General features: G+C 61.4%; 17 protein-coding genes. 10 read left to right on the top strand and 7 right to left on the bottom strand.

Translation table 11 applies throughout. The annotated features are described in order from the left end of the window. Positions 1–350 precede the first annotated feature (350 nt). The 3 genes from ABIE24_RS12705 to ABIE24_RS12695 all read right to left on the bottom strand — a co-directional run bounded on the left by ABIE24_RS12705 (position 351) and on the right by ABIE24_RS12695 (position 5,000). Complete coding sequence (locus tag ABIE24_RS12705; protein ID WP_354500216.1) at positions 351–1,610, bottom strand: ice-binding family protein; 1,260 nt, start codon at positions 1,608–1,610, stop codon at positions 351–353. Positions 1,611–1,705: 95 nt separating this feature from the next. Next, a complete protein-coding gene (locus ABIE24_RS12700) occupies positions 1,706–2,359 on the bottom strand; it encodes a cyclodeaminase/cyclohydrolase family protein (RefSeq protein WP_354500214.1) in 654 nt (217 codons plus the stop codon). A 4-nt stretch (positions 2,360–2,363) separates the two neighbouring features. After that, positions 2,364–5,000 carry an ATP-binding protein gene (locus tag ABIE24_RS12695; protein WP_354500212.1) on the bottom strand — a complete coding sequence of 879 codons (2,637 nt, stop codon included), beginning with the start codon at positions 4,998–5,000 and terminating at the stop codon, positions 2,364–2,366. Between the two features lie 595 nt (positions 5,001–5,595). Here ABIE24_RS12695 and ABIE24_RS12690 point away from each other — a divergent pair. Further along, positions 5,596–6,669 carry a hypothetical protein gene (locus ABIE24_RS12690; protein WP_354500210.1) on the top strand — a complete coding sequence of 358 codons (1,074 nt, stop codon included), beginning with the start codon at positions 5,596–5,598 and terminating at the stop codon, positions 6,667–6,669. A gap of 56 nt (positions 6,670–6,725) precedes the next feature. Here the strand turns inward: ABIE24_RS12690 and ABIE24_RS12685 are convergent, their stop codons facing one another. Next, the gene (locus ABIE24_RS12685) at positions 6,726–7,424 is read right to left on the bottom strand and encodes a CPBP family intramembrane glutamic endopeptidase (protein ID WP_354500209.1); all 699 of its coding nucleotides are present in this window, start codon (positions 7,422–7,424) and stop codon (positions 6,726–6,728) included. A 1,000-nt stretch (positions 7,425–8,424) separates the two neighbouring features. On the opposite strand from ABIE24_RS12685, the gene ABIE24_RS12680 reads away from it, so the two are divergent. The 3 genes from ABIE24_RS12680 (at position 8,425) to ABIE24_RS12670 (ending at position 12,994) form a co-directional block, all read left to right on the top strand. Further along, positions 8,425–9,738, top strand: coding sequence for an O-antigen ligase family protein (locus ABIE24_RS12680; RefSeq protein ID WP_354500207.1), 1,314 nt, complete (start codon positions 8,425–8,427; stop codon positions 9,736–9,738). A 124-nt stretch (positions 9,739–9,862) separates the two neighbouring features. Next, on the top strand, positions 9,863–11,257 hold the full coding sequence (locus tag ABIE24_RS12675; protein ID WP_354500206.1) for a tyrosine-protein kinase domain-containing protein: 1,395 nt from the start codon (positions 9,863–9,865) through the stop codon (positions 11,255–11,257). Between the two features lie 252 nt (positions 11,258–11,509). After that, positions 11,510–12,994, top strand: a complete 1,485-nt coding sequence (locus tag ABIE24_RS12670; RefSeq protein ID WP_354500205.1) for a sugar transferase — start codon at positions 11,510–11,512, stop codon at positions 12,992–12,994. A gap of 40 nt (positions 12,995–13,034) precedes the next feature. Here the strand turns inward: ABIE24_RS12670 and ABIE24_RS12665 are convergent, their stop codons facing one another. After that, positions 13,035–13,400, bottom strand: a complete 366-nt coding sequence (locus tag ABIE24_RS12665; protein WP_354500203.1) for an acyltransferase — start codon at positions 13,398–13,400, stop codon at positions 13,035–13,037. A gap of 444 nt (positions 13,401–13,844) precedes the next feature. On the opposite strand from ABIE24_RS12665, the gene ABIE24_RS17680 reads away from it, so the two are divergent. The 3 genes from ABIE24_RS17680 (at position 13,845) to ABIE24_RS12650 (ending at position 17,622) form a co-directional block, all read left to right on the top strand. Next, positions 13,845–14,402 (top strand): acyltransferase, encoded by a 558-nt coding sequence (locus tag ABIE24_RS17680; protein WP_502916280.1) that lies wholly within the window; start codon positions 13,845–13,847, stop codon positions 14,400–14,402. A 189-nt stretch (positions 14,403–14,591) separates the two neighbouring features. After that, the gene (locus ABIE24_RS12655) at positions 14,592–16,799 is read left to right on the top strand and encodes a glycosyltransferase (RefSeq protein ID WP_354500202.1); all 2,208 of its coding nucleotides are present in this window, start codon (positions 14,592–14,594) and stop codon (positions 16,797–16,799) included. Then, positions 16,792–17,622: a glycosyltransferase gene (locus ABIE24_RS12650; protein WP_354500200.1), complete on the top strand. Its 831-nt coding sequence runs from the start codon at positions 16,792–16,794 to the stop codon at positions 17,620–17,622. The genes ABIE24_RS12655 and ABIE24_RS12650 overlap by 8 nt, the downstream gene beginning before the upstream one ends. Positions 17,623–17,633: 11 nt before the next feature. Here ABIE24_RS12650 and ABIE24_RS12645 read toward each other — a convergent pair whose 3' ends face one another. Both ABIE24_RS12645 and ABIE24_RS12640 read right to left on the bottom strand, forming a co-directional pair. Then, positions 17,634–18,761: a glycosyltransferase gene (locus ABIE24_RS12645; RefSeq protein WP_354500198.1), complete on the bottom strand. Its 1,128-nt coding sequence runs from the start codon at positions 18,759–18,761 to the stop codon at positions 17,634–17,636. Beyond that, positions 18,758–19,630: a glycosyltransferase family 2 protein gene (locus tag ABIE24_RS12640; RefSeq protein WP_354500196.1), complete on the bottom strand. Its 873-nt coding sequence runs from the start codon at positions 19,628–19,630 to the stop codon at positions 18,758–18,760. Before ABIE24_RS12640 ends, ABIE24_RS12645 begins: the two co-directional genes overlap by 4 nt. Before the next feature lie 662 nt (positions 19,631–20,292). On the opposite strand from ABIE24_RS12640, the gene ABIE24_RS12635 reads away from it, so the two are divergent. The 3 genes from ABIE24_RS12635 to ABIE24_RS12625 are packed head-to-tail and all read left to right on the top strand — an operon-like array spanning position 20,293 to position 23,581. Further along, positions 20,293–21,576, top strand: a complete 1,284-nt coding sequence (locus ABIE24_RS12635; RefSeq protein ID WP_354500194.1) for a glycosyltransferase — start codon at positions 20,293–20,295, stop codon at positions 21,574–21,576. Beyond that, a complete protein-coding gene (gene gmd, locus ABIE24_RS12630; RefSeq protein ID WP_354500193.1) occupies positions 21,573–22,604 on the top strand; it encodes a GDP-mannose 4,6-dehydratase in 1,032 nt (343 codons plus the stop codon). The genes ABIE24_RS12635 and gmd overlap by 4 nt, the downstream gene beginning before the upstream one ends. Next, entirely contained in the window at positions 22,604–23,581 is a 978-nt protein-coding gene (locus ABIE24_RS12625; RefSeq protein ID WP_354500191.1) for a GDP-L-fucose synthase family protein, read from the top strand. Before gmd ends, ABIE24_RS12625 begins: the two co-directional genes overlap by 1 nt. The last annotated feature ends 109 nt before the right edge of the window (positions 23,582–23,690 follow it).

Raw genomic sequence — 23,690 nt, 5'->3', positions numbered from 1 at the left:
GGCAGTTACGCTTTCATCCCGTGAAACTCAACCGCGTCTGACGTATCCGTTCGCTCCCTCTTCCGTTCGCTGGAGGGAGCGAAGCGACCGAAGCGCGTCGGCCGATACGCTCTTTATCCCGTGAAGCTCACGCGCGCCTGACCTACAGTTCGCTGCAGGGAGATCTCGACAAGCTCGATCAACGGCTCCGCGACTCTTCCGTTCGCTGGAGGGAGCGAAGCGACCGAAGCGCGTCGGCCGATACGCTCTTTATCCCGTGAAGCTCACGCGCGCCTGACGTATCCGTTCGCTGCAGGGAGATCTCGACAAGCTCGATCAACGGCTCCGCGACCGAAGCGCCTCTCCCACTCTCAATCCCGGGAACCCAACCGCCGACGCCGCAAAACCACAACAAGTCCACCGAGCACCAGTAGCGCCCCCGCGGCGAGCAACGGCACGGTCAACTCGGCACCGGTGTTCGGCAGAGTCGATTCTCTCGAGCCCACAGGCTTTTCCGGCGCAGCGGACGGCGTCACGACCGCACCTGGTGGGGCAACCGCGACCGGCACAGCCGGCACAGCAGGCACCGCCGGCGGAACAACCGGGGTTACCGGCGGCACGACCGCGGCGGGCGCCGTGACAAGCGTGTAGGTGGCTGTCGCGTCCGGAGCGGTCCCGTTGCTGACCGTGAGCGTGAACGTGGACGGGCCGGCTGTCGTCGGGACACCCGAGATGACCCCGGTCGCACCGTCGAGGGCGAGACCCGCAGGAAGCGCGCCCGTGGTGACCGAGAACGTCGGAGCGGGTGTGCCGGAGGCGGTGGCGGTGAACGAGTAGTTTGCGCCTACCGTGGCCGACGGAGGTGCTTCCGACGTGATCGTGGGGCTGGTCGACACTTCGTTGCTGCCCGCGTCGCATCCGGTCGGGGCTGTAATTACATTCGAGTCCAGGGTGACGGCTCCCGTGTCGGCGAGCAGCCGACCGGTGATGTCTGCTCCGGTGACGGCCGTGATCGACGCGTTGGCCATGATCGTGCCGACGAACTGTGACTCGCTGCCGAGTGTTGCGGAGCTTCCGACCTGCCAGAACACGTTGCACGCGCTTGCGTCTCCGGTCATGGTGATTCGCGAACTCGACCCTGCCGTCAGGGTGCTTGCGGCCTGGAACACCCAGACCGATTCGGCCGAACCGGCCAGGGTGAGGTCGCCGTTGAGCGACAGTTCACCGCCGGAATAGACGCCGGGCGTCAGTGACAAGCCGGCGAGTTCGCCCAGCCCGGTTTGAACGGGTGTGAGGCTCGCCGCGACGTTGTACGCGGTGGTGAGGTCGCTCTGCGCCTGCGCGGCTTCGGCGTCGGCAGAGTGGAACACTCCGCCGACAACGATCCCGGGCGGGAACCCTTCGATTGCCGTTCCACCGCTGACTCCGACGTTGCCCTCGATGACAGACGGGCCGGTGTTAGTCACCGTTGATGCGCCCAGCACGCCGAAGGTTGCTGCGCTCCCAAGGCCGACCGGCCCGTCGAGAACCACAGCGGCCTGAGCGGGTGCCGCTGAGACCAGCAGAAGACCGGCCGAAGCCAGCACAACGGATGCCGTCTTTAAGTGCGTGAATATACGGGACCGGTGCATGCCGACGCCTTTCAATAGTGAAGGCCCGACGCCGAGTTCCCCCTCGAACTGCCCCCAGCTGATTTATAGCACGGCAAAGGTGAGCAACCCGACATTTACGTCGTCGGGGTTGCGCGTCCCTCGACCTCCCGCGATAACCGGTCGATCCGCTCAAGGACGCCGTCGAGCTCCTGCACCGTCTCCCACAGCACCGGATGCCGCTCACGCACCTCGTCGAGGGACTCACCGCTCGACGTGAGCGACCCGAGATCGAAGCTCACATTGGCGCGGGCGCCGGCAATCGCAGCTCGGAGCGCTCCGCAGGCGACCGCGATGTCGGCGACGAGAGCCGGCTTACCGTGGCGGGCCAGCCATTCCAGATCGCCGACCGCGTCCGCCCCCTGCTTTCCCACCGCTGCCGAGGCTCGGGCGGCCTCGACCGACGCCGAACGGATCGCCTCATCGCGACCCTCCCCGCGCTGCAACCGGAACGCGCTTCCGAACGATTCCGACGCGACAGCATCCTGATCGGCCAACCGAAGCGCGGCCTCCCGTCCGGCTACAGCACGGGCATGCAGCGACTCCAGCTCGCCGCCCAGGGCGCCGTTGGCCTCGGTGTACCCGGCGACCATCGAGGTGAGGCTGTGAGCGATGGCGAGCATCACGCCTGCGGCGGCTCCACCGCCGGGCGATCCGGTGGATTCGGCCAACGCCTCGGTCCAGCCCTCGATCGTGGAGCGACGAGCCGACACTTTCTCCGCGTTCTGCATGGGTCTAGTGTGCCGTGGCCTGACGCAGAGGGGGGGCGTGGTCGGCGAGCGCATAGGAGATGGCTTCGTCCATCGACATCCGGGCTCCTTCGGCTCGGGCCGGTTCAACGTGAGCCATGCCTTCGGAGGACAGCATCGGAGCGAGGAAGGCGAGGCTGAGCGATATCTGCCGCGCGTTGTACTGTCCGGCTCGTTTCCACATCGTCTCTGACGCTCCCAGAAGTCGGCCGGCCCTCTCATAGTCCGCGGTGGCTGCGGCGACCGCGGCCAGGCCGTCGAGTGTGCTGGCAACACTAATGGCGTGTCTTAGCTTGCCCGAAACGGCGATCGTTTCGGAAAAGGCACGGTGCGCCCCCTCAAGGTCACCTGCGGCCAGTTTCGCCCAGGCGAGGTGACCCATGGCGTACGCCATGCCGAACCCCTCTGCGTCGCGGCGCTGGATGACATCGAGTGCCTCCTCGTACCGCCCCAAGGCTCGAGGAACGTCGCGCTCCATGAGAGCGGTTGAGCCAAGCGCCACCAACGCGAACACCTGCCCCCAACCGTCGTCCGCTTCTCTCGAAACGAGCAGCGCCGTCGTGACGTTGTCGGCGATCTGGGCGGTGTCGGGGTTCTCGCGTGACATCAGGGCTGTCGACAGGAAGATGCGGCTCTGCGCTTCACCGACCGCATCCCCTGCCGCACGGAACAAGTCCAGACACTCCGACAGTGCCGAGATCGCTTGTTCGTTGACACCTTTGAAGAGCATGAGACCCCACATGCCGGTGAGGGCGATGGCGTGGGTACGGTCGGAAAGGTTCTCTTCATCGGTGAGCACCTGTTCCATCCAGTCGCGCACCTCGCCTTGGAGCCCAGAGATGAAGCAGTACATCCGAAGCGACCATGCCAGCCCGGCGCCCGCGTCCCAGTTGCGAGTGTCGAGAAGGAACCGGATCGCGGCACGGAAATTGTCGCGATCGTCGTTCGCGCGGTCGATCAACTCGTAATGTCGAGGCCCGAACAATTCGCGTTCGATCTCCTCGGCCCACTCGATGTAGTAGCGGGCGTGGCGTTCGCGCGTCGCCGTGAGCGACCCGTTCGACTCGAGCCGCTCGATGGCGTATTCACGGACCGTGCTCAGCATCGAGAATGTGGACTCCCCGCCACGGTCGTGCTCCCGGATCAGGCTGCTGTCGACGAGAGTGTCCAGACATGACAGGAGGTCTGAGTTGATGGAGTCCTGCGACACCGCCTCGGCGGCGTCGAGTGTGAAGAGTCCGGAGAAGACGCCGAGTTCGGCGAGAACGGTGCCCTCATCTTCGCCGAGTTGCTGCGTGCTCCACTCGATCGTGCGTCGCAGCGTCTGCTGCCGCGCCGGCCGGTCAGACGGGCCGCCATCGAGGAGGGGGAGTCGACGGTCGAGCCGGGCGAGCAGCGTTCGTGGTGCCAGTATGCGAAGCCGAGCGGATGCCAGCTCCAGAGCGAGCGGGACGCCGTCCAGTGCGACGCAGATGGCGGCGACGGCATCCGCGTTCTCGGCGGTGAGCTCGAAGTCCGGCTTGACCGCGCGGGCCCGTTCGGCGAAGAGGGCGATTGACGGAACGTTGAGCAGGGCGGCCGGCGCAACCGTTTCACCCTCGGGTGACTCGGTCGGCGGCAATGCGAGGGGACCGACGTCGAAAATGTACTCGCTCGAGGCGTGCAGTCGGGTACGGCTCGTGACAAGGAACTTGAGCGAGGGGAGGGTCGCCAGAAGTGCGGTCACTGTCGGCGTCGCATCGAGCACCACCTCGAAGTTGTCGAGCACGATCAGGATCCGGCGTCCGCGAAGCGCAGAGACGAGTTTGTCATTGAGAGGTTCATCCCCGGTGTCGTTGACACCCAGGCCTTCGGCGATGGCGTTCGGCACCCGGGCAGGGTCGTCCAACGGCGACAGGTCGACGAAGGCAACTTCGTGGCCTGTGCCGTCTCGGAACCGGTTGGCGACAGCGATGGCCAGACGGGTCTTTCCGATGCCACCGGGGCCGGTGATGGTCACCAGACGCACGGGCGCACGTTCCAGGAGAGCCTCAGCCTCCTGGACTTCGCGGTCTCGCCCGATGAGACCGGTGAGAGGAGCGGGCAGTTCTTGCGCTGTCCCGGCGAAGGGTGCGCTCGCGGCCGGCCGGGCGTGGCTCTGGTCGAATCGTTCCGCGAGAAGCGTCACGAGATCCGACTCGAGTAGCTTCTTCAGTTCGCGCGTCGTGGAGAAGTACTTGAACGAGGCGCTGTCATCGTCTCGGATGCGGTCGAGAAGTTCCTGGAGCCTCGTGTCACGGGTGCCGACCGACTCCTTGATGTAGATGAGCTTCGGCAGGTCGCCCGCCAGGTTGTACTCGTCTTCAAGCCCTGACACGCCTTCGCCGGGCGCGACCCAGCCGTAGCGTTCCCAGTACAGGCCGACGAAGACATCGCTTTGCTGCAGGTAGGCGCGGTAGAGCTGACGCGGCGGGTGCGGCCGTGCCCCGAGTTCGAACATGACCGGTGCCAGGCGGAGGCGTTCTATGGCGGCCCGCGACGCCTGGCGTTCGGGTGCGAGTTCCTTCAGCGTCGAACTCACAAAGATACGAAGTCGCTGATCAGGCGTCCGAATTCTCGCCTGGTTCTCTGGCGAAGCGTTCATGCACAGATTCTGCACCTGCATCGGTGCACTCCACCACCCGGGTCAGCGATCGAGCCACCGCCCGCCGATCGAGCGGCCCCGCCCGCTGATCGAGTGCCGGCCGGCCGACTGCCCTCGCCCCGCTGATCGAGTGCCGGCCGGCCGACTGCCCTCGCCCCGCTGATCGAGTGCCGACCGAGCGAAGCGAGGCCGGTGTATCGAGATCGAGCCCGCCTCAGCCCCCGACCGGCTCGCAGACCGGGCACCACACGTGCGCGCGTTCGGCCCCGTCTTGCCATTCGTGCGTCACCATGACGAGTCCATGCTTCTTGCACCGTGTTGCGTTTGTCACCATGTTCGTCTTCCCCCCAGGGTTGGCCGTTCAGCCAGTCTGCGGGCGAACGGCCACCTCCGCAACCTAAGACGGCTCGCTTTACGAAACGTTAACGCCGCCGCAACACGCGATCACGGCAGGTGGCGCCGTCCCGGATCCGGTCACGGAGGGCCGGGTGCCACCCGTCCCAGCGCGCGGCTCCTCGAACCGATCGGTGACCACCGCCGTCGCGATATGGTGACACGGGCACACTTGACGATCTGACTGCCCTGGGGGATGGACATGAAGGCGACCGCGGTCGATCGCGAGCTCCAACGTGACGGCGCGCGCCCTCCGGTTCCCGAACGCAAGCCCACGGGTGCCGGCACCCAGCCGAAGAAAGCCAGACGTCCCGTCTTCCGCCGGGGCCACACGCAGAGGGAGCCGCGCAGCCCGCTGACCGTCGCCGTGTCGATCCTGGCCGTCCTCTCCTTCGTGGTTGTCGGGATCCTGTTCGCGGTGAAAAGCCAGGCGACAACGCCCGCGCAGCAGGCCTACGAGGCGTACGCGCCGCGGCTGGTGAGCGTCGAAACGGCCACCCGCAAGCTGGGGTCGACGTTCACGGCGATCGAAATCGCCAAAGCGGAGGCCGACGCGGACAACGCCGCAGCGGCCGCCGCGCTCGCCGCCGTCGCGGGAGTATCGGACGAGGCAGCCCGTGTCGCCGCCGACGCTCAGCGCACAGCGGTGGCCGCCGCGATCGCCGAAATCACGGTGGCCGACCCCGCGGACAGCTCGTACGACGCCCCGGAGGTCACGGCGAACTCCAGTCTCAAGGTGATCGCCGCCGAATTGAACGGGATGGCCGCCGAGATGACCCGCATCGAGACTGCCCAGCTCGAACTGGATGCCGCGTTGACAGCCATCACAGATGCTCGCGGAATAGTCACGACAGCCTTCACCGCTTTCGCCGAGACCATCCCGGCGACGGCGACCGCCATTCTGGGGGCGAATCCAGATGCCGACCAGCAGTGGCGAGATGCGGTCGCCGAAGCGGTGACCGCGCTCACCCTGGCTGCCGACGAGGGTTCAGGATTCGAAGAGCTCCAGACCTACGCCGCCGAGGTTCTCGCTTTGCAGGCCGAGAACGCCCGGGTGGTCCTCGAAGAGGAGACCGTCGTCGCTCCGGTCGAAGAGGACGAGCCGCGTCAGACTCCGACCCGGCCGCGGTCGACCCCGACAACGCCGACAACGACCCCCACCCCGATGCCGACGACGCCCGGTCCTTCACCCGGCGAGGAGACCGACGACGAAACCGACGACCAAACGCCGACACCGCCCGTACCCCCAGTGGTCGTACCTGAGACCGGTAACTAGTCCTGCTCAGTGCGGGCCCGCGACGGTTGTCGTTCAGTCACGCATTGGCGGCACGCTCAGAGCAGGGTACCGAGCACTCCCAGCCCGTTGAAAACGATGTGGGCGATGATCGCTCCGCCGAGCCTGCCGGTGATCGCGGCGAGTGTCCCCAGTCCGATCCCGAGGATCAACGTGGCCAGTCCCACGACAACGGTCTGGGCGCCGCCGCCGGTCTGAAGCATGTGGACTACGGCGAAAGTGATTGAACTCATGGCCACCGCCAGAACCATCGGAAAGCGCGACGATCCTCGTATAGACGACTTCGACGCGTTCAGTACGGAGCGCTGAAGGAGTCCGCGAAAGAACAGCTCCTCGATGACAGGCGCGACCAGTATCGGCGCCACCACGGCGAGCAGCATCCAAACGAGGTTGTAGTCGACGGGCCCGAACCTGACAGCGCCACCGGCCGGTCCGCCGTAACCGAGAATCTCGATCAGGGTGACGATCGACCGCAGAAAGAATCCCAGCGTAAGCCCGTAGAGAATGTCCAGCCAAGAGAAGCGCAAACCGAAGTCGAGCGCGAGGGATCGTCGGCCGTGCAAATAAGAGGCGACAAGAACGGCGCCGAGCATGGGCAGCCACGCCGCAAGGTAGCTCAGAGCGACCTGCCATTCTGCCGACGGAGGCCACGCCCGCAGAGCCTGAGTGCCAACGAGCCCCACGAGAAGGACGGCGAGCGCGAAACCGGCGACTGCGTCTCGGATACTCCACTGCAACCTTTGACTGGAAGAGCGTGGAGGAATCGGACTCATGCATACAACAGTACGGGTCGCCGGAGGAGCCCCTCTGGCACAGGGCAGACATCCTCCACCGTGGTCGTTCCAGCAAACGGTTAGAGCGGTCGGGGGAGCAGCAAACGTGCCAGGCAAGCCTTTCAGTCCGCCGAACCCCCCGGCCCTCCACCAGGGCAATCCACGTCTCAAACTTTCGGCGGTTTGAGAATCGCGGGGTTCGCCGCCTTTCACCGCGCGTCTGCTGCCAACCCACTATCCGTTGCGATCGCTGCGAGCCGAGCTGTGCCTCACTCCCGTCCCATATTGGATTGACGGCGAAGGTCTGCACGTCGGGTAGTCCCACCCGCAGGGTGGTGAAGATTTGCTTTGATCGCGCGGGAAACAACGGAAACCCCGGAGCTTCCCGAATAGTCGAACCTGCACCCCTGGAGATGATTACCACGGAGGGATTTTGCTTCCATTGCGCAATCGACGCCTCCCGGGAATGTGGTTCCACTTCCCGCTGTGCCGTCACCGGAGATCTCGACTCCGAGGTTCGCCTCCGCCCAGGCGTGCTCGCGAGCTAGAAGAGTTGACCAACGAGTTGCTGGATTCGATACACCTATCCCTGCTGTGCTCGAGTCGCTCAGGAATACAACCCTGTGCCGCGAGTCATTTCCGCTCGGACGTCCTGATGCGGGACTTATCGGCGTCGAACTCGGTGTTGAAGCGAAAGGAGATCGTGGCGATGGTGCGAATTTCGGACTCGGTCGCGTTAAGGCCGGTGTGACGAGAAAAGCAGCCAGCACTGTCACTAATCCCAATAGATGTACCGCTAGTTCCCTGCGAACCATAAAGCCGAGTTGGGCGCGACTGGCGCCCGCGCTTCGTCATGATCCGAGCATACTGCGAGGATGTAATCATCCAGCCGCGACTCCGACAGGAGCGCTGTCGCGGCGACGACTCGCGCGTCGAACACGTATCCGTCCTGCATACTATTCAGATGAGCGCCTCCGGATCGGTTGTGACGCGAGAGCCCACAAACGGTCGATCGCGTCGGTCGCCCGTCGATTGGGCTTCAGTCACGGTGGGAGCTCTTTTCGCCTACGCGGTGGTTCCTGCGGCTGCCCAGAATGTGCTGAACCCTCGCTCACGAATTGCTGCCAACCTCGAGATCACGACGTCGACGGTTGCTTCTGGCCTCGGAACCGTGCTCACGTTCGCGCTCCTAGCAATCGTTCTGTTTGCCTTTCTAGCCACTGCGCGGTTTGGACTTCGTTGGTGGATGGTCCTCCTAGTTTTGCCTTGGCTCGCACAAATTATTGCGACGCTCTATGGAGCGGGCTCGATTGGCCCCCAGCAACTTGTTTACCCTCTGGTCGTAGTCATCGCAGCTGGCGCCTTGCATCCTAAGAACGCCTTGCGTCTCATGGGCACATTGACCGTTGGGCTCGCAGCCGTAAGCGTTGCAGTAGGGCTATTTCTTCCGGCGCAAGGGCTTTGGTCGCAAGACTTACAGACTACAAAGGCCTTGATTGGCAATTCTTTGCTTGCCGGGGTGCTCTACCACCCAAATGCCCTCGGCCAGATGCTGGCATTTGGTCTCCCTTTCGTCCTCTTAATTCGCAATGTTAAAGGATGCCGAATTGGGTTCGGAATCGTCTTGATTGCATTGGTTTGGACAGGTTCTAGGACCGCGCTGATCGCGGCAGCGCTTGGCCTACTCACGATTGGGCTTTGGAAGCTCAGCAAAGGAAAGTCGGAAGTACTCCGAGCCCTTAGCCCGCTCGGTTTGATTATCGTGTACACGGGAGCGCTTTTGGTTAGCCCATTGATCGTGTCTACCGCACGTCCCGATAGCTTTACGGGGCGGGGTTACATTTGGTCGGGTAGCCTCGATTTGTGGCGCGACAGTCCCTTGGTAGGGCAGGGTCCCGGCATCTTCCACATCATTAAGAACTTCAACAACGAGGTCGGATCTGGCGCGTTTCACGGCCACAATCTCCTAGTTCACATCTTGGTTACGGCTGGCGTTCTCGGCGTGGTCGCATTCGTCCTACTTGTCATTCTCATGATTGTGCGGTCGGTCGCCCATGGAAAGGCCGGACACTTCGCTCTTGCGAGTTACGCCGTCGTCCTGTTGGTCACCGGGTGGTTGGAGATGCCGACCGATTTTATATCGTTGAGCAGCCAAGCTTGGATTATCTGGGTTCCGCTCGTGCTGCTGTGCGCTGAGGTCAAATCAGAGCCGGACAGTGGCGCGGTGTCGAGACTGACCGAAACAATCCGAAATCGCCCTAAACGTCACGCAGGCTAGGGACAAGTGTGGCGGTGGCTCGAACGCTTGAGTGCGCGAGCGTGAAGAAACTACCTTCCACTTGTGACAACATAAGTGGGGGCGCGAGCGAGGTCGGGTCCTCAATGATCGGAAGGCTGCTCGAGTGGAGCTTCGCGACTATATCCGAATCCTTCGAAAAGGATGGGTTCTGATCCTCTTGTTGACGCTCGTTGGCGTGGCTGCAGCTGCGGGTTTCTCGCTGACTCAGTCCCCCCAATATGCAGCGTCTTCGAAAGTGTTCGTATCAACATCTTCTGGAGAGACCGCAAACGACCTGGCGCAAGGGAACAACTTCACCGTTCAGCGAGTGAAGACATACTCCGACTTGGCGACGACTCCGATCGTTCTGTTGCCTGTCATCGCCTCCCTCGAATTGAATACGACCGCAGAATCGCTGGCCCGAAGTGTCTCGGTCTCGGCGGCCATTGACACCACGATCATTGAGATAGTGGTTACTGACCCTGACCCCGTAGTGGCGGCAGACGTTGCGAACGCGGTTTCTGAGAGCTTGACAGTCGCAGTGGAGCGAATTGAAACGCCTACTGCTGAGGAAGCCACGTCGCCAGTTCGATTAACGATGGTGCAGCAGGCAGAAGTTCCTGCACGACCCGAGAGCCCCCGGATTCCGCTGAACTTGGGTATCGGTGCTCTCCTCGGCTTTGCGGTCGGCATTGGGACCGCCGTGCTTCGAGAAGTTCTCGACAATCGCATCCGGAACGAGCGCGACGTCGAGCTCGTCACGAATGCTCCCATCGTTGGGGGAATTGCCTTCGATCCAAAGGCCAAGCAGCGCCCATTGATCGTGCACGCTGATCCGCGCAGTCCTCGGGCGGAATCATTCCGTACGCTCCGTACCAACCTCTCTTTCCTCGAAGTAGGCACGCGAGGGCGAACTTTCGTGGTCACCTCCTCGGTGCAGAGCGAGGGAAAAAGCACGACTGCGTCGAATGTTGCAATATCCCTGGCTGACTCCGGCGCGCGCGTCCTCCTTATCGATGCTGATCTTCGTCGCCCCAAGATTGCCGAGTACATGGGTATCGAGGGCGGCGTTGGATTGACTGATGTGCTCATCGGCCGTGCCGAGCTGCTGGACGTAGTACAACCGTGGGGCCGGTCTAAGCTGTTTGTGCTACCCGCCGGCAAGATTCCGCCGAACCCGAGCGAGCTTTTGGGCTCCAAGGCGATGGCAGATCTGATTGAGCTTTTTAATCGCGAGTTCGACGCTGTAATCTTCGACGCACCGCCTCTTCTGCCCGTTACTGATGCCGCTATTCTCGCGAAGAGCGTTGGAGGTGCGATCGTCGTTGTTGCGGCAGGCCGCACGCACAAAAACCAGCTGCGTGGCGCGGTCACCGCGCTTGAGAACGTTGGGGCTCCGGTCTCCGGAATCGTCTTGACTATGCTCCCAACGAGGGGCCCTGACGCGTACGGCTATGGGCGGTATGGATACTCATACGGTTATGGTGAAGATGAGCCCGTCCCAGTTTCGCAGGCGTAAATAGGTCCGACTTATCACAGTGGTCCCACCACCTCCACCGCACTCTGGAAGTAGGGCGCGCCGCCTGGCTCCCACCGAACGATCCGTTCCCAGTCAGCTAACAATGAGGAGTTGATCGTGCCACGCGATGGTCGATTCATGACTTACTGAGGCGCCAGGAGGCTTTCAGGGGACAGTAGGGAGTAGGGCGGGAGCAAGTAAACTCAGGGAACGGGTCATTGTCGACCACTGACATCGTGAGGCGGGGGACAAATGACCAGCAAGACCGGAGAACCACCGGCGTTGGCTACGAAAGCTGGGGGCGCCGACTGGAGGTCGGCGTACGCGGCGCGGCTCGTCTTAACCGATCTGCTCGTGCTGATCTGGGTAGTTTTCGGGGTGCAAATTGCATGGCTCGGGCTAGACAGCGCGGCAGGCGGTTTTAGCGGTAGCCGCGGTGACATCGCCATAAGCTACACCGTCATTTCGGTTGTAATTATCGTCGCGTGGATGATTGCTCTGAGCAATTATGGAACCCGCACTGACCGAGTCGTGGGGGTGGGCGCCAGTGAATACAAGCTGATATCCAATGCCAGTGTCCGACTTTTTGGGATCATTGCGATACTTGCCTTCATTTTCAAAATCGACCTCGCTCGCGGATACATCCTGATGGCGTTCCCGTTAGGCGTTGTTGTTTTGTTGCTTTCTCGGTGGATTTGGCGACAGTGGCTGGGTGTGAGACGCCTACAGGGCTTGTATTCATCCCGAGTGCTGTTGGTCGGATCGGAGGATTCAGTTCTCCACATCGCGAGGCAGTTGGCACGTCAGCCGCAGGCTGGCTACAAAGTGGTGGGTGCGTGTGTTCCGAGTGGGCTTATCGGGGATCAGTTGCCGGGCTTATCGATTCCCGTATCCGGCGATCTGACCAAATTGGCAGAGGCGCTCGAGGCAACCGGCGCCGACACAGTGGTGATAACGAGTTCCGACGAGCTGCCGCCGGAACGCGTGCGCGAACTGAGCTGGTCCCTCGAGCCGGGGAGACAACATCTTGTTGTCGCACCCAGCTTGACTGGCATCGCTGGCCCGCGTATTCATACTCGGCCAGTGGCCGGACTGCCGCTCATACACGTCGAAACTCCGAGATATGACGGGCGAAAGATCGTCGCCAAGCGTGCTCTTGATCTCCTCGGGTCTGGAGTGCTTCTTATGGCTTTGTCCCCCCTCCTCCTTGTGGTTGCCGCCACGGTCAAACTGAGTTCCCCTGGCCCCGTCCTGTTCAAGCAAAGGCGCGTAGGGATGCAGGGGAATCACTTCGAGATGTTGAAATTCCGGTCTATGGTTTCTGACGCTGAGCTGCGCCTTGGGGAAGTAGGCAAGCTTGGCCGCGGTGAAGGCAACGAGGTCCTCTTCAAGATGAGGAACGACCCGCGTGTGACTCCGGTTGGGCAGTTGCTACGACGGTTCAGCCTGGACGAACTGCCCCAGTTATTCAACGTTCTATTAGGGAGTATGTCTCTCGTCGGACCACGACCGCCTCTTGAGAGGGAAGTGTCCAGTTACGAGCAACACGTTCATAGGCGGTTTCTGGTGAAGCCTGGAATAACAGGGTTATGGCAAGTCAGCGGCCGTTCAAACCTCGGGTGGGAAGATAGTGTTCGCCTCGACCTCTACTACGTGGAAAATTGGTCGATGACAGGCGATTTGATCATCCTTTGGAGAACCGCACGAGCTGTACTTTCCAGCGAGGGGGCCTACTGAGGCGGAGCCTCGATGATACAAAACGAGCTTCGGGCCGTTCTCAGTCGGCATACAGAACTTCATCGTGCTGGGCCGAGGGGTCGGACGGATCCTCGAGTCTCCGCTTAAGTACGGCGGGAATCCCGGCATAGAGCGAATCCGGTTCGCAATCGGATACCACAACGCTACCTGCGGCGATGACGCAGCCGCTGCCCACGTTCACGCCGGGCATGATCGTTGCCCTCGCCCCGATCCAGGCGCCTTCGCCGATCGTGATGGACTTCGCGTCACTATCGCCTGCCCGCTTGGAAGGAGGGCCCATTTTGTGTGTGCTTGTCAGTAACATGACCTCGAAGCCGAGAGATGCGCGCGCCCCGATCACCGTGGGAGCCGCGAGATCAAAGAAGCACCCGTAATTGATGAACACTTGGGGGCCTATAGTCAGCCCCGTTCGCGCGCCAAGGAACGACGTAGGGTTGATTAGAGCGCTCGTATGAACTTGGTGGCCCACCCAGCTCCAAGCCCGCGAACGAAGGCTTCGGGGGAAGGCACGGGAATTTAGAACCGAGTTCAAGAGGTAGTCCCGACCGGTAGGGCCCAACACTACTTTGACGGTTCGCATTCGGGCATCCTACTAAATCATTGCGGTATCCCGCTCTGCCTATGTATTGTCCGACTATTGATTGGGCCACTGCCCTAGTGCTCCGGGACCGCATTCGAGAGACGGACCTTCTGCTCTGGTCAATTGCGCCTGTTCGCCCAATTAGGCTGGGGCATGGCGGATTGCGGTGTGAAGTCCGCGCAGAGGCCGTCGCCACCTCTAGCCCTATTCATGCGTGTGGTACTACGCAAACTCACGTAAGGAGCACGCGTGCCAAGACTGCCTGGTTTTCTCTATCGCCGCTACGGTGCCGTTGAGATGGTCGCCATTGCTGTGGCGGCGCGCATCCCTATCCACCGTCTTCGGGTCAATATCTTGAAAGCATTTGGCGCGGATGTGAGCCCAACGGCTGTGCTGTACCACGGGTTTCAGGTCCGCGGATCCCGGCTTCTTCGAATTGGGGCCAACACCTCCATCGGCGATCGAGCGATTCTCGATGCTCGCGGGGGACTCACAATCGGCTCGAACGTGAACTTTTCGACGGGGGTTCAGGTTTGGACGGCGCAGCACGATTGGCGTTCGCCGGACTTTGACTACACGGACAGTCCAGTAAGTATCGCTGACCGGGTCTGGATCGGACCGCGCGTGACCATCCTTCCGGGATCCACCATCGGTGAAGGCGCTGTCGTGGCGGCTGGCGCTGTTGTAAAAGGAAACGTTGCGCCGTTCACCCTCGTTGGAGGTGTGCCAGCTAAGAAGCTCGGAGAACGGCCACGAGATTTACAATATACGGTTGCAGACCCCCGGCTTAAGACTTGGTGGTGGTAAGAACGTGAAGAGTCGCACTTACGAACTTGCTGCGGTCGATTCCAAAACCCACGAGTTGCGGGCGCTCAGTTGACGTCTGCGTTCCGTAGCATGGGACTTGCGGGCCTCTCCCGAGCGGGAACGCTCCCCATCACAGCACTAGCTACCTTTGTTACCACGTCGATAGTTATTGCCTATGCCGGGGCGAGTATGTACGGGTACATTGCGCTCATCGGCCTATTCTTCCAGCTCATCCCGTTTGCCGACCTCGGCTTGGGAGCCGCGGTTTCTACCGCGATCGCACGTCGAGAATTGACGGCGGAAGACTCGAAGTTCGCTCGAGAGACGGTGAAGGCTGCGTTCCGTGCCCTGGTGGCATCTTCTGTGGTCCTCCTCCTCGCTCTGTCGATCGCGAGCGCGTTGGGCCTCTGGCCCGGTCTGCTAGGTCTGCCGGCATCAGTCGGGCAAGCGTCAGGCTGGGCAATCCTCGTTAGCCTAGCGCCCTTCGCAATCTCGTTGCCCTTTGGTTTGGGCCAACGAATGCTTCTCGGCGAGGGGAAGAATCACGTGGTGAATATTGTCGCAGTGATTGGGCCGGTCCTTGCGACACTGGCGACCCTCGCGCTCGCGATGGTCGGAGCCGAACCGCTCGTGATGGCGATTGCCACTCCGCTCGGCGTCCTCGCTGTATCGATTACCTGCTTCATTCTTGCTTTTCGACAGGCTAATTGGAGATGGCGCACAGTCCTGGAAGCACGGGAGGCGACATCAACTCCACTTCACATTTGGCGTGCTGCTGCGCCCATGATGATCATGCTGGTCACGGTTCCGCTCGCTCTACAAAGTGGGAGGTTGATCCTTGCGCACGTTGGAACCGCCGATCAGCTCGCAACCTATTCTTTGGCAGCGCAGTTCTACGCTCCAACCGTCTCGCTGATCACTACTGCAGGTATCACACTTTGGCCCTCATTCGCGCGCCTCGGCACCCAGGGACGCCCCTTGTGGAGCAAGAGCCTCGTGATTATGTCTGCGGTAGGGCTGGCGGCCGCTCTTCTTTTCTTCCTACTGGTGCGCCCCATTGCCTGGCTCGTTTCTGGTCAGCAAATCGAGGTGACATGGAATGTCGCTGCGGGATTCGCCGCTTTGATTCTGGTCACGGCGTTGCACCAACCTTCGGCGTACCTATTGACGACTCCAAGGCTGCTGAAATTTCAGGCTGGATCATCCGTCGCGATGGTGCTCGTTTGTATTCCGCTGGCAGTGTACTTGTCGGCGCAAATTGGAGCCGCAGGGCCAGTCTGGGCTATGGCTATCGCCGTAGGGGCATGTCAGGTGGTTCCTTGCCTTCTCCGAAGCAGGCGATACTTCCGAGGGAGCGTCGTACATGGAAACCGTACCGTCTCGATCTACGATCCGAACGATCTGAATCCTTACGGCCTCGAGGTAGGTCGAATTATCTCCACTCTCGGTGCGCCGGTTTCTTACTGGGGGGTCGATTCGCGAAGATTCCCATCTTCAACTCAGCTCAGCATTCGTGCTGAACTCGCTGGCTCGGTGAAGAGCGGCAGCCTGCCTAAGCAGGTGTTTCGCCGAATCACTGGACCTGTTCGCGTGGCGTTCTCTGCCCCGCTTTCGTCTCCCCTCGTGGTTGTTTGGACACGCGACGCGTGGGATGCAGTCGTGTTTCTTATTCGAGCCAAGTTTGGTGGCGAGACCCTGTTTGTGTATCACAATCCCGCCCAGGTTCGCCCCCGGACGGGTCTTCAGGGTCTCCTAGAGAGAGGCCTTCTTCGCCACTCCCGGGTGTGTGTGCATGCTCCGTGGATGGCGGACCTCGTAAGACCGATAGGTGCCGACGTTGTGGTCACTCCTCACCCGCCCTTCTCCTTCGCAGCTGAAATGGCTGGCGCTCCAGGAGCCGTTAGCCCGCGCGCGCGGCGGGTTGGTATCGTCGGCGCACTGCGCCCCGATAAGGGATCAGAAGATCTTCCCGAGATCGCCCGTGCCAGCGGCGGCGGGTGGTGCCTCGTCGTTGCCGGGCCTGACGCTGTCGCGCCGGACGTGGCTGATCAGCTCGGAATACTCGGAGTTCATGTGGAGTATGCCGCGGAGGGTCGTGCGCCCACTGAGGAGGAGTTGCATGCAGCCATGCGAAGCTGCGACGTCGTGGTTGCTCCATATCGTTTAGTCACTGAGAGTGGCTCGGTGCTCTTGGCGCTGAGCCTAGGCGTACCTGTCCTTGGGTATGAATCAAATGCCTTGGCGAGAGTTGTATCTCCGCGGTCCTTAGTGACCGGACCGCAACAACTGGGAGAAAAGTTGAGTGAATTTCTTCAGGACCGATGGGACACATACCGGATGACCCCTCAGCAACTGGCCTTAGAGTCTCGTCAAGGCTGGGAGGTAGCGCTTGGCTGACGAAACGGCGCGGCCGTTGTTGACGATTGTCATTGCAACGTTCAACGCTAGTGAATTCCTCCCTGCGACTCTCGCGTCGATTGAGACACAGCCTGCAGCTGCTCTCGATCGCTGTGAAGTGATAGTCGTAGACGGGCAGTCTCGCGACACAACCGTGGAGGTGGCCAAGGCAAGCCGAGTGATCTCCCGGATCGTTACAGAGCCCGATGAAGGCATCTATGACGCGATGAATAAGGGTGCCAAGCTAGCGAACGGAGAATGGTTGCATTTTTTGAATGCAGGAGATGTTTTCACCAAGTCGACCTCGCTAGCGACGACGCTAGCTGCCCTTGACCGTGCGGACCACGCAGGTAATGTTTGGATGGTTGCCGGCGCACAGAACATGGCGGGCGGGCAGGGTCCAGGCAGGGAAATCCCGAACATGCCCCATTTGTGGTGGCGGCATGCGCTCGGGCTGCAGTCGCACTGCCATCAGGCGACGTGGTTTAAGAATGACGCTTTCCACGCAATCGGCGGTTATTCTCTCGGATTTGGCCTCGCTGGCGATTTTGATTTGATCTTGAGAATCGGTCTAGCAAGTCGGCCGTTCGAAGAGCGCTCGCTGCTCATCGGCTATCTGGGGGGTGGGGTTTCGGAGAAGCACGGGCATCTGGTTCCCGAACTCCTTCATCGAATTCGGACCGAACGTCTCAACCTCAGCGGGTTCGCTCAAAAGCTGGACAGATGTTTGATGGTCGCGGTATCTGTCCGAAACCAGGCGAAAATCAAACTTGGAGCGCTTCGGTCTGACTGGAGCAGATCGGCGCCGAGAAAACCGCTCTGACCAACTCATCACTATTTCCGCGTCGCCTCAAGAAGCTGCCGCTCCCACTTGAGGGCAACAGAGTCCCACGAAAACTCACGCTCGGCATCGCGCCTTGCCGCGATTCTAGCAATACCCAAGTTTGATCCTTCGTGGAGCTCGAGCACAGCTTGAGCGATGGATTCCCCTGTCGGGGTAGACAGCACGCGACCAGTAGCGGATGACATTGCTTCGGCAGCCGCCACGCGATCGCTGGTGATGCAGGGGAGACCGTGCGCCAGCGCCTCGGCAAGGCCAATGCCAAAGTTTTCGTCATCGCTTGGTAGCAGGAAGATATCCGCTCCTGCAAATAGCCGTTCTTTGGCATCCCCATGGACCTGACCGACGAACCTCACTGATCGGTCGACCCCTAACCTCTGAGACTGACGGCGGAGCTCGTCAGTCAAGCGTGCGTCGCCCACGCCCGCGATCACGAGCTCTGCGTCATGGCCCAAATCCTTGAGCGCCCTCATCGCGTCAATCATCAGATCGATCCGCTTCTTCGGCGCGATTCGGGAGAGTGACAGGAGCGACATGCCAGAGGACGCGGCCACCGACCTCTCAGGCAGGGAGGGAAGCGAAGTACCGACGCCCCCGACTCCGACGCTCGCTTCAGGGAACGCCTGCAGAAGCTCTTGCGCCTCTATTGGTGACCCTGTCACGAATTGGGCGCACCACCTGCGGACGTGTGATCCCACGATCACTTCGAATATCTGCTTCTTGAGCCGGGCAGCTTTCGCCTGGTGAGAAGTAAGTGACCCATGAGGGGTAATGACGAACGGGACTGCGTTGACGCGACAGATAGCAGCTACCACAGGCACCCACGCGAGGAAGTAACCATGCAAGATTACGACGTCCGCGCGCCGAATGGCGCGGATAAGATTCCCGAGCGCGATCGCCCGACCCCGGGTGGATCCGCGCAGGCCGAGCTTGCGCGGGCCAGGCGTGGGGAGGCGTCCCGGATAGCCCATGACGACTGAGTCGTTGAGATGACCGTTGATCCAAACGAGATCCGCGTCGACGACCCCAAGCCGGTTGAGTGCCAGGTTGAGTTCAAATGAGTTGCGCGCCGGGCCGCCATCCGAGAGTCCCAAAGTGTTGACGATCTGGACCACCTTCACGGTGACTCGGACTTTCCGAGCACACAACTTAGGCGGGTGTTTCTGTCCAATTCCCTAGTCTTCAGCCCGATTTGCCAGTAGTACATCGAGAGGGCTAACGCGTAATCTAGTCCTGCTCTTCCGTCAAGGAAACCAGCCCTCATGATGAAGGAGTAACCGAAGAATATCGCGGGTTTGAACGGAACGAGGTCGAAAAGTTTGCCCTGTTTGGAGCGCCTTTGCGCGATCTCCTCGCGAGAGTCCGGCCTCAACCGCAGAAATGCCTCCCAGTCGGAATATCGGTTGTGTCGATCGAACCAAGTTCTGACTGGATCCTTGTCGTCGTGGGTTATTCGGCCTCGGAGGGACTTGACCGGTCCGCTCGCCTCAGGTTGGTAGTGCCCCTCCAATTCCCCCATGCCGGGGGCATCGAGGTCGTCCACAATCGGAAATCGAACCCGGTCACGGTGGACGAGTGCACGTTTCACCACCCGGTGACCATGTCGCAAAACCCGTCCAGCGAATACATAATCCAGGCGAATGTCATAGGCTGCCGCCGTCGTCGGCCGCTCCAAATGAAGGCTTCGAAGCTCATTAATGAGTTCAGTCGATGGAGTCTCGTCAGCGTCCATAAAGAGCACCCAGGCATGCTTGGTTTCGACGTTCTGGAGTTGCCACTGCTTCTTCTTCGGGTACTTGCCGTTCCAGGTGAAATTAACGACAGTGGCATCCATCCCTTGAGCGATGTCCACAGTGGCATCGGTGCTGTTCGAATCGATCACAACCACCTCGTCGAAGTCTCGGAGTCCGGCGAGGCACGCCCGAAGCCCAACCTCTTCGTTCTTGGTTTGTACCATCACCGTCACCGGGATACCTCGGTTGGCGGTCAACTGTTTCTCCCCTGCGTTTGGGCAGATGTGCGATGGGCGAAGCGTGTGCCGCGTAGGGTGGCCGGTCCTGAACCGAAGATCGTGTTCTGAGGGATGACTTGGCCGGACACAACGGTCCCCGGCTGCACTATCGCTGAACGCCCGACCACTGAGCCGCCGAGAACAATGCATCTACTTGTGATCCAGGCACCAGGTCCGACGTGAACCGGCCTGGTAATCAACGCCATGTCACGCCTGTGCGCGTGGCTTCCCGTGGTAAGAAAAGTCTCCTGCGAGACGACGACATCGTGACCGATGTAGATGTGATCCTGATTGTGAAACCACACACCTTCGCCTATCCAGGAACGGTCTCCAATGTGAAGCTTCCACGGAAACTTCACACGGGTGCGCGGACGGAAAATAACTCCTTGACCGATCTGAGCCCCGAATTTCCTTAGAACCCAGACACGCAGGGCTGAGCTGATTTGCCAGGAATTGGTAACGAAAAGGAGTTCACAGATCGCCCAAAGGTAAACGATGGCTCGCGGGCGGTCCCACGCTTCCCGTTGTCCTGGTGCTTCCGCCAAATTTATGACTGGGATCTCTTCGGAGTCGAGCGGCAGGTTCTGATTCACCGTATCCCCCGTACGTTGTTCACAGCGTTAATCGAATAGTCTCGCCACATGGTGTCGACTCCTCGCATTGCAATTCTAGGGCTGAATTATCCGCCCGAGCCGACAGGCATCTCCCCGTACTTGGGTTCTTTCGCTCGTGGCTTGCGTAAACGCGGGCTCCCTGTGCGTGTCTATACGGCGCATCCTCACTATCCCGAATGGGAGTTTCGGCAAGGTTACGGACAGTGGACGAGGCGCGAGGATATCGATGAAATTGCCGTCACGCGCTTCCTTCATTACATGCCGAGCAAGCCGGACGGCATCCGCCGGCTGCTGTCGGAAATCACCTTCGGCCTCCGCCTTGCGTTCGCCCGCTGGGGAAAACCCGATGTGGTGGTGCTGGTGTCGCCCGCTCTCTTCGCGACGGCAATCGCCACCATCCGCGCCCGTCTCAGTCGACGGAATCCTGCGATCGTCGTCTGGGTGCAAGACATCTACAGTCTCGGTGTCACAGAGACCGGCGCAGGTGGGGGGACGGTGGCCAGAGTGATGAAGGCAGTTGAATCTGCGACACTCCGCGCGGCGACCGGCGTGGTTGTCATCCACTCGCGTTTCTCGTCGTACATCACCGACACGCTCGGCGTAGACCCGGAGCGCGTTCAGATCGTGCGCAACTGGACGCACCTTGAGCCCGCACCCGCACCGGACATAGTAAAGGTTCGGGCGCGGCACGGATGGTCCGCGGATGAAACCGTCGTTCTGCACGCCGGAAACATGGGCGCGAAGCAGGGACTCGGAAACGTCGTCGAAGCAGCCCGTCTCGCTGACGAGCGCGAACTGCCTCTGCGCTTCGTTCTTCTCGGGAACGGAAGCCGCAGGGAACACCTCGAAAAGAAAGGGCAGGGAATTCAGCGACTCCAGTTTATCGATTCCCTCGACGACGGCGGGTTCCAAGCGGCGCTGGCGTCTGCCGACATCCTTCTTGTGAACGAGAAGCCGGGCGTCTCGGAGATGGCCGTCCCCAGCAAGCTCACCTCATATTTCAGCACCGGGCGCCCAGTGCTTGCAGCGACCGATGCTCATGGGGCGACCGCAAGTGAAGTCAACTCGGCGCAAGGCGGGGTCATCATCCAAGCCGGAGACCCTGAAGCGCTGGTGCGGGAAGCTCTGTCGCTCGGCAGAGATTCCGAGCGGTGCCGCTGGTTCGGAGGCAATGGGTTGCGGTACCGGGAGGATGTGCTCGGCGAAGAAGCCGCAATCGATCAGTATGCTGAGTGGTTGAGAAGCCTGGCAGAGAAGCGAGCTCGCCCTGCCGGCGCGCGCCTGCCCGACACCCAAGGGGGAACAGCGTGACCAAACGAGCACTGATTACCGGAATCACCGGCCAGGACGGCTCCTACCTGGCGGAGCTGCTGCTCTCCAAAGGCTATGAAGTTCACGGTCTCATCCGCCGCGCCTCGACCTTCAACACCTCGCGCATCAACCATCTCTACGTTGACCCGCACGACCCCACGGCCAAACTGTTCCTGCACTACGGTGACCTCAGTGACGGCGCTCGTATGGTCACCCTGCTCAGTGAAATCCAGCCGGACGAGGTCTACAACCTCGCCGCGCAGTCGCACGTACGCGTCTCGTTCGACGAGCCGGAGCACACCGCCGACACAACCGGGACCGGCACAATCCGCTTGCTTGAAGCCGTGCGGATGTCCGGCATCCACTGCCGTTTCTACCAGGCGTCCAGCTCCGAGATGTTCGGCGCCACCCCGCCGCCGCAGAACGAAGAGACCCCGTTCTACCCGCGTTCGCCGTACGGCGCCGCGAAGGTGTACAGCTACTGGATCACCAAGAACTACCGCGAGGCCTACGACATGTTCGCGGTCAACGGCATCCTGTTCAACCACGAGTCGCCCCGCCGCGGAGAAACGTTCGTGACCCGCAAGATCACCCGCGCCGTCGCCGCGATCGCCGCCGGCAAGCAGGACGTCGTCTACCTCGGTAACCTCGACTCCGTGCGTGACTGGGGATATGCCGCCGAATACGTTGAAGGTATGTGGCGCATGCTCCAAGCTGATGAGCCCGACGACTTCGTGCTCGCGACCGGCGGAAGCTTCACCGTGCGCGACTTCGTCGAGGCCTCGTTCACGCGGGCCGGACTCGACTGGGAACAGCACGTGCGCTTCGACGAACGTTACCTCCGGCCGACCGAAGTCGACGCCCTCGTCGGCGACGCGTCTAAAGCGAAAGACGTGCTGGGTTGGGTTCCTGAGGTCGACACCGCGGAGCTCGCCCGGATCATGGTCGACGCCGACGTCGAAGCACTCAAGCACGACGGCACACACTGGATCGACGCCCCGAAGCTGACGAGCTGGGGAACGAAGTAATGCCCGCCGAGAACGTAGACTTCACGCCCGGGGAACTCCAGCGCGACGCGACGTTCTACGTCGCCGGCCACCGCGGCCTCGTCGGCTCCGCCATCTGGCGCCTTCTGCAGAAAGAGGGCTTCACCGGGCTGGTCGGGCGCGGCTCCTCCGAACTGGATCTGAAGAACCGCCAGGCGGTCTTCGACTTCTTCGCTGAGACCAAGCCCCGGTACGTCGTGCTCGCGGCGGCGAAGGTCGGCGGGATTCTCGCGAACGACACCTACCCAGTGGACTTTCTCAGCGAGAACCTGCAGATCCAGACCAACGTGCTCGACGCGGCGGTCGCTGCCGGCGTCGAGCGGCTACTGTTCCTCGGCTCGAGTTGCATTTACCCCAAGCTTGCTCCGCAGCCGATCAAAGAGGAGTACATGCTCACCGGGCACCTCGAGCCTACGAACGATGCCTACGCGATCGCGAAGATCGCCGGCATCCTGCAGGTGCAGGCCGTGCGGCGGCAGTATGGGCTGCCGTGGATCTCGGCCATGCCGACGAACCTCTATGGCCCGGGCGACAACTTCTCGCCGAAGGGCTCGCACGTGCTGCCCGCCCTCATCCGGCGATATGACGAGGCTGTGAAGTCGGGCGCCGAGACCGTGACGAACTGGGGTACCGGGTCGCCTCGTCGCGAGTTCTTGCACGTCGACGACATGGCTGCTGCGTGCCTCCACCTCATGGAGCACTACGACGGGCCGGAGCAAGTCAACGTCGGCACCGGAAGTGACGTCACCATCAAGGAGATCGCCGAGACAATTTCCCGCGTCGTCGGCTTCACCGGCGTCACGGAATGGGACACGACGAAGCCTGACGGAACGCCGCAGAAGCTTCTGGACGTTTCGAAGCTTGCCGATGCCGGCTGGACCGCGCAGATCAACCTCGAAGACGGGATGAAGTTGACCGTCGACTGGTACCGCGAGCACGTCGACACGATCCGCGACTAATCGCCGTCGATTGCAGACGTCGAGGCATCGAATTGGATGAAGGCATGACACCCCCGAAGCACGGTCGCCAGAAGGGACGGCGAGCGGAAAAAAGTCGAACCCGAATTTG

Origin of the sequence: Mycetocola sp. 2940, assembly GCF_040548835.1 — a bacterium.
Taxonomy (GTDB): Bacteria; Actinomycetota; Actinomycetes; order Actinomycetales; family Microbacteriaceae; genus Mycetocola_A.
This window is presented reverse-complemented; position numbering and strand designations above follow the sequence as displayed.

Excerpts from the sequence above, each read along its gene's own strand:
- ABIE24_RS12680 (WP_354500207.1), top strand. The coding sequence starts at position 8,425 with ATGAGCGCCTCCGGATCGGTTGTGACGCGAGAGCCCACAAACGGTCGA.
- ABIE24_RS12670 (WP_354500205.1), top strand. The coding sequence starts at position 11,510 with ATGACCAGCAAGACCGGAGAACCACCGGCGTTGGCTACGAAAGCTGGG.
- ABIE24_RS12705 (WP_354500216.1), bottom strand. The coding sequence starts at position 1,610 with ATGCACCGGTCCCGTATATTCACGCACTTAAAGACGGCATCCGTTGTG.
- ABIE24_RS12625 (WP_354500191.1), top strand. The coding sequence starts at position 22,604 with ATGCCCGCCGAGAACGTAGACTTCACGCCCGGGGAACTCCAGCGCGAC.
- ABIE24_RS12635 (WP_354500194.1), top strand. The coding sequence starts at position 20,293 with ATGGTGTCGACTCCTCGCATTGCAATTCTAGGGCTGAATTATCCGCCC.
- ABIE24_RS12695 (WP_354500212.1), bottom strand. The coding sequence starts at position 5,000 with ATGAACGCTTCGCCAGAGAACCAGGCGAGAATTCGGACGCCTGATCAG.
- ABIE24_RS12690 (WP_354500210.1), top strand. The coding sequence starts at position 5,596 with ATGAAGGCGACCGCGGTCGATCGCGAGCTCCAACGTGACGGCGCGCGC.
- ABIE24_RS12655 (WP_354500202.1), top strand. The coding sequence starts at position 14,592 with ATGTACGGGTACATTGCGCTCATCGGCCTATTCTTCCAGCTCATCCCG.
- ABIE24_RS12700 (WP_354500214.1), bottom strand. The coding sequence starts at position 2,359 with ATGCAGAACGCGGAGAAAGTGTCGGCTCGTCGCTCCACGATCGAGGGC.